At 72.6% G+C, this 8,738-nt stretch carries 7 protein-coding genes; 2 read left to right on the plus strand and 5 right to left on the minus strand.

Going from position 1 to position 8,738, the window contains the following annotated elements; all coding sequences use genetic code 11:
* Window positions 1–19: 19 nt before the first annotated feature.
* The 3 genes from ACZ4Z4_RS11505 to ACZ4Z4_RS11515 all read right to left on the minus strand — a co-directional run bounded on the left by ACZ4Z4_RS11505 (window position 20) and on the right by ACZ4Z4_RS11515 (window position 4,093).
* On the minus strand, window positions 20–1,540 hold the full coding sequence (locus ACZ4Z4_RS11505; RefSeq protein WP_468325489.1) for a UDP-N-acetylmuramoyl-L-alanyl-D-glutamate--2,6-diaminopimelate ligase: 1,521 nt from the start codon (window positions 1,538–1,540) through the stop codon (window positions 20–22).
* Window positions 1,541–1,814: 274 nt separating this feature from the next.
* Complete coding sequence (locus tag ACZ4Z4_RS11510; protein WP_468325490.1) at window positions 1,815–2,705, minus strand: NAD-dependent protein deacetylase; 891 nt, start codon at window positions 2,703–2,705, stop codon at window positions 1,815–1,817.
* A 107-nt stretch (window positions 2,706–2,812) separates the two neighbouring features.
* Window positions 2,813–4,093, minus strand: a complete 1,281-nt coding sequence (locus ACZ4Z4_RS11515; protein ID WP_468325493.1) for a ricin-type beta-trefoil lectin domain protein — start codon at window positions 4,091–4,093, stop codon at window positions 2,813–2,815.
* A 289-nt stretch (window positions 4,094–4,382) separates the two neighbouring features.
* Here ACZ4Z4_RS11515 and ACZ4Z4_RS11520 point away from each other — a divergent pair, with 289 nt between their 5' ends.
* A complete protein-coding gene (locus ACZ4Z4_RS11520) occupies window positions 4,383–5,324 on the plus strand; it encodes a HipA family kinase (protein ID WP_468325496.1) in 942 nt (313 codons plus the stop codon).
* A gap of 70 nt (window positions 5,325–5,394) precedes the next feature.
* Here the strand turns inward: ACZ4Z4_RS11520 and aceB are convergent, their stop codons facing one another.
* Complete coding sequence (aceB, locus tag ACZ4Z4_RS11525; protein ID WP_468325498.1) at window positions 5,395–7,014, minus strand: malate synthase A; 1,620 nt, start codon at window positions 7,012–7,014, stop codon at window positions 5,395–5,397.
* A 225-nt stretch (window positions 7,015–7,239) separates the two neighbouring features.
* Window positions 7,240–7,863 (minus strand): nucleotidyltransferase family protein, encoded by a 624-nt coding sequence (locus tag ACZ4Z4_RS11530; RefSeq protein WP_468325501.1) that lies wholly within the window; start codon window positions 7,861–7,863, stop codon window positions 7,240–7,242.
* Between the two features lie 188 nt (window positions 7,864–8,051).
* On the opposite strand from ACZ4Z4_RS11530, the gene ACZ4Z4_RS11535 reads away from it, so the two are divergent.
* Window positions 8,052–8,336, plus strand: coding sequence for a DUF5955 family protein (locus tag ACZ4Z4_RS11535; protein ID WP_468325810.1), 285 nt, complete (start codon window positions 8,052–8,054; stop codon window positions 8,334–8,336).
* Window positions 8,337–8,738 lie beyond the last annotated feature (402 nt).

Genomic DNA, 8,738 nt, shown 5'->3' on the forward strand with positions numbered 1-8,738 from the left:
GCGGCCGCCGCTCAGCCGCTCAACGTACCGACTGAACTCCCGGCCGGCCCGCGGCCGTCTGCGCGGCGGCGAGTTCCCGCGCGGTCGCCATGTCGCTGAACGGAAGCAGCTCCCCGCGGACCGTCTGATGCGGTTCGCTTCCCTTGCCGGCGATGAGGACCGTGTCCAGGGGGCCCGCCGACGAGAGGGCGAAGGCGATGGCCTCGCGCCGGTCGACGAGCCGCTCGAACGAGGTCCCGGTCGCCGTGAGGGCGGGGACGATCTGGTCCAGGATCGCCTCCGGGTCCTCGTCGCGTGGATTGTCGGAGGTCACGACGCAGAGGTCGGAGTGGGCCCCGGCGATGCTCCCCATGTCCGCACGCTTCGTGGTGTCCCGGTCGCCGCCGCAGCCGAAGACGGTGATCACGCGGCCGCGCGCGTAGCCGCGGATGGTGGTCAGGACCTTGTCCAGGGAGTCGGGGGAGTGGGCGTAGTCCACGATCACGGAGGTCCCCTCCGGCGTCTCGAAGCGTTCGAACCTGCCGGGCACGGGCGGCAGTTGGGCCAGCGCGGTGACGAGGGCGTCCAGATCGTGCCCCAGCACGTGGCAGGAGGCGAGCGTCGCGAGGGCGTTGGCCACGGAGTACCGGCCGGGGAAGGGGATCGACGCGGGACGGGCACGGCCCCCGTGCCACAGGGTGAACCGCGTGCCCGACGCGCTCACGACCAGGTCCGTCGCCCGGTAGTCCGCCGGTCCGTCGAGCGCGTACGTGGTCACCGCGCCCGGCATCATCGCACCGATCCCCGCGCCCACGGGGTCGTCGGCGTTGACCACCGCGTGCCGGCACAGGCCCTGGAAGAGGCGGAGTTTGGCGTCCCGGTAATCGGCCATCGTGCCGTGGTCGTCCAGGTGGTCCTGCGTCAGGTTGGTGAAGACGCCGACGTCGATGAAGGTGCGGTCCACCCGGTGCGTCAGCAGCGCCATGGAGGTGGCCTCCAAGACCACACTGCTGGTCGTCCGGTCGCGCATGTGGCCGAGCAGGTATTGCAGGTCGGGCGATTCCGGGGTGGTGAGCACGGACCGCGGCATCGGTATCTGCTCGTCGCCCATCCGGCTGCCTGCCGTCCCGATGACGCCCACCTTCGCCCCGGAGGAGAGCCGCAGGGCGGACTCGACCATGTACGAGACGGACGTCTTGCCGTTGGTGCCGGTGATCGCCACCACGTCCATGTGCCGCCCCGGCTCCCCGAAGTACCGCGAGGCCACGACCGCGGCCGCCCGCCGGGTGTCCGCCACCCGCACGACACACCCGCCCCCGGACGCGGGCACCACCGGCAGCGTCGGATCCGCCCCTTCCACGATGACGGCCACGGCTCCACGGGCGAACGCGGCGCCCACCGCGCTCGGCCCGCCTTCCTGGTGCCCGGGCACGGCGAAGAACACGGCACCGGGCCCGACCCGGTCGACGTCGAAGGTCACCCCCGTGGTGACCGCGACGGTGCCCGGCTCGCCCCGGAGTACGTGGTGGTCGTGTCCGGCCAGCAACTCGTTCAGCTTCACGATGATCCATTCGAAGTGGCGCGGACCCGGTCGTGCGGTCGCGGCCGGGCGGCAGCGCCGGCGGGAGCCGGGAAGCTGTGGTGGTGACGTGGAGCGGGGCGGAGACCGCCCGGAGAGAGCCGGGCGCGGTGGCGGCGGCAGCGATGGCTGCGGCGGCCGCGGCGAGTCGGCGCGTAAGTCGCTAACCGTGCTCGCGGGTTCGAGGTGCCCTCGTGCACCTCGTGGAACCCATGTGACCCATGTGGCCGAGTGTACGCCCGGGCGTGTCGTTCGGTTACCGGGCCGGGACGGAGACGCCCAGCCGGTCGGCCACGGTGGTGAGCGCCGTGCCGAGGGGCAGCGCGACCCGGGCGACGGCGAGCTGGTCGCCGCGGGTCGGGTCCTGGTTGACGATCAGCACCGGCTTGCCGCCCTGGGCGGCCTGACGGACGAACCGGAGCCCCGACATCACCGTCAGGGAGGAGCCGAGGACCAGCAGCGAGGTCGCATCCCGGACCAGCTCGCGGCAGTGCTCGACCCGCTCCGGCGGAACGGCCTCACCGAAGAACACGACGTCCGGCTTGAGGACCCCGCCGCACACCTCGCACGGCACGACGCGGAAGTCCCCGACCTGCTCGTCGCTGAGGTCGGCGTCCCCGTCCGGATTGAGGCCCGCGGCCACCGGCTCGAACCCGGGATTGGCCTCCTCCAGCCGCCGGGCGAGATCGCGCCGCGCACTGAGGGCGCCGCAGGAGAGACAGACGACCCGGTCCAGGCTGCCGTGCAGCTCCACGACGTCCGCGCTGCCGGCGCCCTGGTGCAGCCCGTCGACGTTCTGGGTGATCACACCGGACAGGAGGCCGTGCTCCCCGAACGCGGCGACGGCCCGGTGCCCCGCGTTGGGACGGGCGCGCCCGAAGAGCCGCCAGCCGAGGTGGCTGCGCGCCCAGTACCGGCGCCGGGCCCGGGGGTCCGCGGTGAACTCCTGGTAGGTCATCGGGGTGTGCCTGCTCAGGCTGCCGCCCTCGCCCCGGTAATCGGGAATGCCCGACTCCGTGGAGATCCCCGCCCCACTGAGCACCAGCACGCCACCGGCCTCCAGCGCACCGGCGACCGGCCCCGGATCCGTGGTGGCCGGTGGCAGGTCCGCGGGAGGACTCCAGGTCAGAGTGGGACGCATGCGCATGCGGCCAGGGTACGCAAGGGGCTCCCGGGGCACAGCGCATGCTCGGCCCGAACCGGCGTCACGAAGGCCGGGCGAACCGGCGTCACGAAGGCCGGGCCGAACCGGCGTCATGAAGGACGGTGGACGAACCATCGCTGCCCCGGATCCGTCGCCGTACAGGCGGCCGTCCGCAGCCGGGGACGCGGCCGCAGCAGGTCGTCCTGGGTCAGGCAGTCCCCACCGCTGCGCAACTGCCCCCGCCGCGTGAGCACCCACGGAGCCGCCCCGTCGGCGCAGGGAACAAGCACGACCGCCCCGCCCCGCACGCGCACACAACGACGGCCGCCCCCGCCTTCGTCCCCGGCCCGCAACTCCCCGTCCGCGAGACGCCACAGCTGCTGCACCGCCCCGGTGCAGGGCGCGGTGCTGACCTCGCCGCGGACACCGGTCAGGCAGAGCTCGGAATCCGTGAAGCCGGTGGCCGTGGAGCCGATCCAGGAGACGACGGTGCCGGGCCGGGGATCGGGGGCCCGGCGCTCGTAACGGCGTTCGAGCCAGCGCGCGTACCGCCCCGCCGCTCTGCGGGTGGGCGCGCAGTAATGTCCGGGGCAGTCGTTCCCCCGTCTCCGGTCGTGAACGTAGTAGTGCTCGAAGACGGCCGTCTTCCGGGCGGCCCGGACGGCGTCGAGATTGCGCGGGCGCGACGCGCTCCCGTATCCCTCGTACGCCGTCAGGCGAGGAGCTGTCCCCGCCGGGCGCGCCCGCAGGGTCGCCAGGCGGAGGTACCGGCCGGTGACCGCGTGATCGCTGTGGTCGGCCCACTCCTTGCCGGACGACTTCAGCGCGGTGTTGGCGAAGTCCAGCGTGCGTACGACGCAGGGCCGGAAACGCTCGATGAGGCCCGCCAACGTACTGAGCAGAGCCGGTTCCGTGTAACGGGCGGACCCGTCCACCGCGCCGAGCGAGCGGATCTTCGACCGGAAGAGAGCCAGCAGGCTCCCGCGCCGCGCCGCCTCCCTGCTCCAGCCGCCGTCGGGCAGCCGCAGGAAGACCAGCCGGATGTCCGGCCGCAGCGGTCCGTTGTCCAGGCGGACGCTGTGCAGTGTCCGACCTCCGGCCCGTACGGGTGAGGCTTTCCACGGGCTGGGCGCCCCGGGGCGCATCGGCCGGCCGGCGAGAGCGCTGTACGCCTGCTGTACGCCCATTTCGCGGCGCAGGCCATACCCTCCCGCCCACGCCAGATGCGCGTCACCCGCGGTCACGTACACGATGCGGAGGCAGCTCCCCCTGTCGAAGTCCTCTGCGATCGCCGGATTGATGAACAGCAGGTCGTCGTCCTGATGCGCCACCCCGACGAGCGTCGTGTCACGGCATTGGGCGCCGCCGGGCCACTGGGGCGGCGCGGGCACGGTGGCCGCCAGGGTGGCGAGGCAGAGGATCAGGAGAGCGATCAGCTGACGTGCGCGAATGGTGGGGAACCGTCCCGGGGGTCTGGTCCGTTGCTGTAAGGCCCGCGGAGGGCGGGCCGGTGGCGGAGTGTGTCGCCTGTGTATGTCGGCAGCCGGCCCGGCGTGTCGCAGGGCGTGCGGGCACCGAGCGGTGGCATGCCGGGGGAGCGCCGGCCCGCGAACGCGCCAGGACCAACCGCTCGGGTGGGCGCTTGGCGGATCGTTGACGCGCGGTGATTATGCTCGGCCCATGAACGAAGAGAGCCGGGGAGCGGGACCGACGAAGGCCTTGCGGCAGGTCGTCGCGACCCGCTACGTCGAGCCGCTGCGGGCCGGCGGTTCCGTGCCCGGCGTCGTCGAGGCCGACGACCTGGGGACGTACGTCGTGAAGTTCACCGGGTCCGCCCAGGGCCGCAAGGCGCTCGTCGCCGAGATCGTCGTCGGCGAACTCGCCCGCCACCTGGGCCTGCGCTTTCCCGAACTGGTCCTCGTGCACTTCGACCCGGCGGTCGCCGCCGACGAGCCGCACCAGGAGGTCCAGGACCTGCTGCACGCCAGCGCGGGCCTCAACCTCGGCATGGACCTGCTGCCCGGCGCCGCGGACTTCACCCCGGAGGCGATCGACGTCGACCCGATGGAGGCCGGCAAGGTCGTCTGGCTCGACGCCCTCACCGCCAACGTCGACCGCACGGTGCACAGTTCGAACCTGATGATCTGGCCCACCTTCGGCGTCCACGAGCCGAAGCTGTGGCTCATCGACCACGGCGCCGCCCTGGTCTTCCACCACCGCTGGGGAGCGTCGCCGCCCGACAAGGTCTACGACTTCCGCCACCACGCCCTGGGCGGCTACGCCCCGGACACGGCCGCCGCCGACACCGAACTGGCCCCGCGCGTCACGGAGTCGGTTCTCCGGGAGATCGTCGGCATGGTGCCGTCCCCCTGGCTGGCCGACGAGCCGGGCTTCTCCTCACCCGACGAGGTCCGCGAGGCCTACGTCGGTTACCTCCTGTCCCGCGCCCGCTCCTCGGCCACGTGGCTCCCGACGGACTTCCCGAGCAGAGGCGAACTGGCGGCGGCCGACGCGCGGCGCGCAGCCGCGACGGAGGCGGGCCGCCCGGCCTGGCTGAAGAAGGTCCCGGACCTGCACGGAAAGCCGCCGGCGGAACAGGACTGGTCGCGGCACGTCGGGTAGCGCGCGTACGCGACCGAGCCCCCGGCGCTGTGCGGTGCCGGGGGCTCGGTGCGGAACGGGTCCGTGCGGGTCAGCGCAGCTGCTCGTACGCCGGAAGGGTCAGGAAGTCCGCGTAGTCCGCGTCCAGGGAGACCTGGAGGAGGAGGTCGTGGGCCTGCTGCCACTTGCCGGCCGCGAAGGCCTCGTCGCCGATCTCCTCGCGGATCGCGGCGAGTTCCTCGGCGGCGACCTTGCGGGCCAGGTCGGCGGTGGCCGTCTCGCCCGTCTCGAAGACGACGCCCGCGTTGATCCACTGCCAGATCTGCGAGCGCGAGATCTCCGCGGTGGCCGCGTCCTCCATGAGGTTGAAGATGGCGACGGCGCCGAGGCCGCGCAGCCACGCCTCGATGTAGCGGATGCCGACCTGGACGGCGTTGACCAGGCCGTCGTACGTGGGCTTCGCGTCGAGGGAGTCGATGGCGATCAGGTCCTCGGGCGCGACCTTCACGTCCTCGCGCAGGCGGTCCTTCTGGTTCGGCTTGTCGCCGAGCACCGCGTCGAAGGACTTCATGGCGATCGGGACCAGGTCCGGGTGCGCCACCCACGAGCCGTCGAAGCCGTCGCCGGCCTCGCGGTCCTTGTCGTTCTTGACCTTCTCGAACGCGACCTTGTTGACCTCGGCGTCCTTGCGGGACGGGATGAACGCCGCCATGCCGCCGATGGCGTGCGCGCCGCGCTTGTGGCAGGTGCGGACGAGGAGTTCGGTGTACGCCCGCATGAAGGGGGCGGTCATCGTCACCAGGTTGCGGTCCGGCAGGACGAACTTCGAGCCGCCGTCACGGAAGTTCTTGACGATGGAGAAGAGGTAGTCCCAGCGGCCCGCGTTGAGGCCCGACGCGTGGTCGCGCAGCTCGTAGAGGATCTCCTCCATCTGGTACGCGGCGGTGATCGTCTCGATCAGGACGGTCGCGCGGACCGTGCCCTGCGGGATGCCGACGTGGTCCTGGGCGAAGACGAAGATGTCGTTCCAGAGGCGGGCCTCCAGGTACGACTCCGTCTTCGGGAGGTAGAAGTACGGGCCCTTGCCGAGCTCGATGAGGCGCTTGGCGTTGTGGAAGAAGTACAGGCCGAAGTCGACGAGCGCGCCGGGCACCGGCTTGCCGTCGACCTGGAGGTGACGCTCGTCCAGGTGCCAGCCGCGCGGCCGCATCACGACGGTCGCGAGCTCGTCGGCGCCCTTCAGCGCGTACGACTTGCCGGTGCGCTCGTCCGTGAAGTCGATGCGGCGCTCGTAGGCGTCGGTGAGGTTGAGCTGGCCGAGGATCACGTTCTCCCAGGTGGGAGCGGAGGCGTCCTCGAAGTCCGCGAGCCAGACCTTCGCGCCCGAGTTGAGGGCGTTGATGGTCATCTTGCGGTCGGTCGGGCCGGTGATCTCCACGCGGCGGTCGTTCAGCGCGGCGGGGGCCGGGGCGACCCGCCAGGAGTCGTCCTCGCGGACCGCGGCGGTCTCCGGGAGGAAGTCCAGGGTGGAGGTGCGCGCGATTTCGGCACGGCGCTCGGCACGCCGGGCGAGGAGCTCGTCACGCCGCGGCGTGAACAGCCGGTGCAGCTCGGCCACAAAGGCGAGGGCCGCGTCGGTGAGCACCTCTTCCTGCCGGGGCAGGGGCTCTGCGTCGACGATGGCCAGCGGCGACGGCGCTAGTGCGGACATGAGCTGTCACTTCCTTCAGAGAGCTGCACGGACGGTGCCGGGCGGACCGCCGGGCAGACGCGGTGGCACTGGGTGCCACAGGAGCCGAGGTACGGCTGCGGGCCCCGTCCGAGATAACGGGCCTTCTGGTCAGTGGATACTAGTTTCCTCATGGTGGAAGTTCAATGGTTTGTTGATGTCGAGATTCTTCTCGTCGACAGAACGTGTCGCTGAGTGCCACGACGGTCACTCCAAGTGGATCAGGTCCTCGGCCGTGTCGATGTCGTACGCCTGCGCCACGTCCCCGCACTCGATCAGCGTGAGCGCGCCGGAGTGCGCCCGCAGATAGTCGCGTGCCCCGCGGTCCCCGACCGCACTCGCCCCGATCCCCGCCCAGTGCGCACGGCCGAACAGGACGGGATGGCTCCGCAGTCCCTCGTACGCGGCCGCCGCGAGCGTCGTCGGCGACCGGTACGCGGCACGCACCCGGGCCGTCGCCGCCGCGCCGATCCCCGGCTGGTCGACGAGCGAGACCAGCGCGGCACACGCGCCGGTGCCGGCGAGCGAGGCGAGTCCGGCCCGCAGGGACGAGCCCATGCCCTCCTCCCACTCCGGGTTGTCCACCAGCACGCAGCCGGGCAGCGAGGCCCGCTCCCGCACGGCGCCGGCGGACGCGCCGAGCACCACGTGCACCCGCTCGCACCCGGCTTCGCGCAGCACCCGCACCGCGTGCTCCACCAGCGGCGCGCCCCGGTGCTCCAGGAGAGCCTTCGGCCGCCCGCCGAGACGCCGCCCGCCACCGGCGGCGAGCAGCAGCCCGGCGACCTCCCCCGCCCCGTCGGCCCGCCCGTTCATCGGTTCTGTCGTCATGGCTCCTGCATACACGCCGCGACGGCATGCGCGAAGTGGCGCATCCCGCACCGGGGACGGTTTACTGACCCGCGGCCCCCGGCGCCTGACCAGCGCCTCAAGGGCCGGTGAAGACGAACGAGAACAGCCGCACGGAAAAGCGCCGTGCGAGGGGGAGAGCTGTGTTGCGGAGCGTGGAGCAGACTCAGGTGACCGGGAGCGACGAGGACCCACGGGTGGCGCAACTGCGCGCCGCCGTCGCCCGGCTGCGCCGTGAACTCGCCGCCCACCCGGCCGAGTTCGCGGACCGCGGCATCGCCGAGGACGAGCTGGCGGCGCTGGCGGAGATGGCGTACGGCACCCCGGAGGTCCCCCGGATGCGCCGCTCCCTCCTCCTCGTGGCCGGCGCCATCGGCTCCGTCAGCGCACTGGCCGCGGGGCTTGCGTCGGTGCGGGGCGCGGTGGAGACGTTCGGCGAACCGAAGGGCCGCTGAGGCCGAGGCCGCCGAGCCCGGAGGATCGTTTCCGCAGGGCCCTGGGCAGGGGCAGGCCCTCATGCGACCCGGTGCTGCCGGGCATGGCCTCCAGCGACGCGGTGCCGCCGCCGGCGTGTGCGGTCACGCGACGCAGTACCGCCGCCGGGCGTGCGGTCACGCGATGCAGTGCCGCCGGGCATGGCCTCCAGCGCCCGCCCCCAGTGCCGCCGGGCGTGCGGTCACGCGAACCAGTGCCGCCGGGCGTGCGGTCATGCGACCCAGTGCCGCCGGGCATGCGGTCATGCGGTCATGCGACCCAGTGCCGCCGCCGGGCGTGCGGTCATGCGACCCAGTGCCGCCGGGCATGCGGTCATGCGGTCATGCGACCCAGTGCCGCCGCCGGGCGTGCGGTCATGCGAC

It is taken from the genome of Streptomyces sp. NPDC030245, assembly GCF_055572995.1.

Coding starts and splice junctions, on each gene's coding strand:
- ACZ4Z4_RS11510 (WP_468325490.1), bottom strand. CDS start 2,705: ATGCGCATGCGTCCCACTCTGACCTGGAGTCCTCCCGCGGACCTGCCA.
- ACZ4Z4_RS11520 (WP_468325496.1), top strand. CDS start 4,383: ATGAACGAAGAGAGCCGGGGAGCGGGACCGACGAAGGCCTTGCGGCAG.
- aceB (WP_468325498.1), bottom strand. CDS start 7,014: ATGTCCGCACTAGCGCCGTCGCCGCTGGCCATCGTCGACGCAGAGCCC.
- ACZ4Z4_RS11530 (WP_468325501.1), bottom strand. CDS start 7,863: ATGACGACAGAACCGATGAACGGGCGGGCCGACGGGGCGGGGGAGGTC.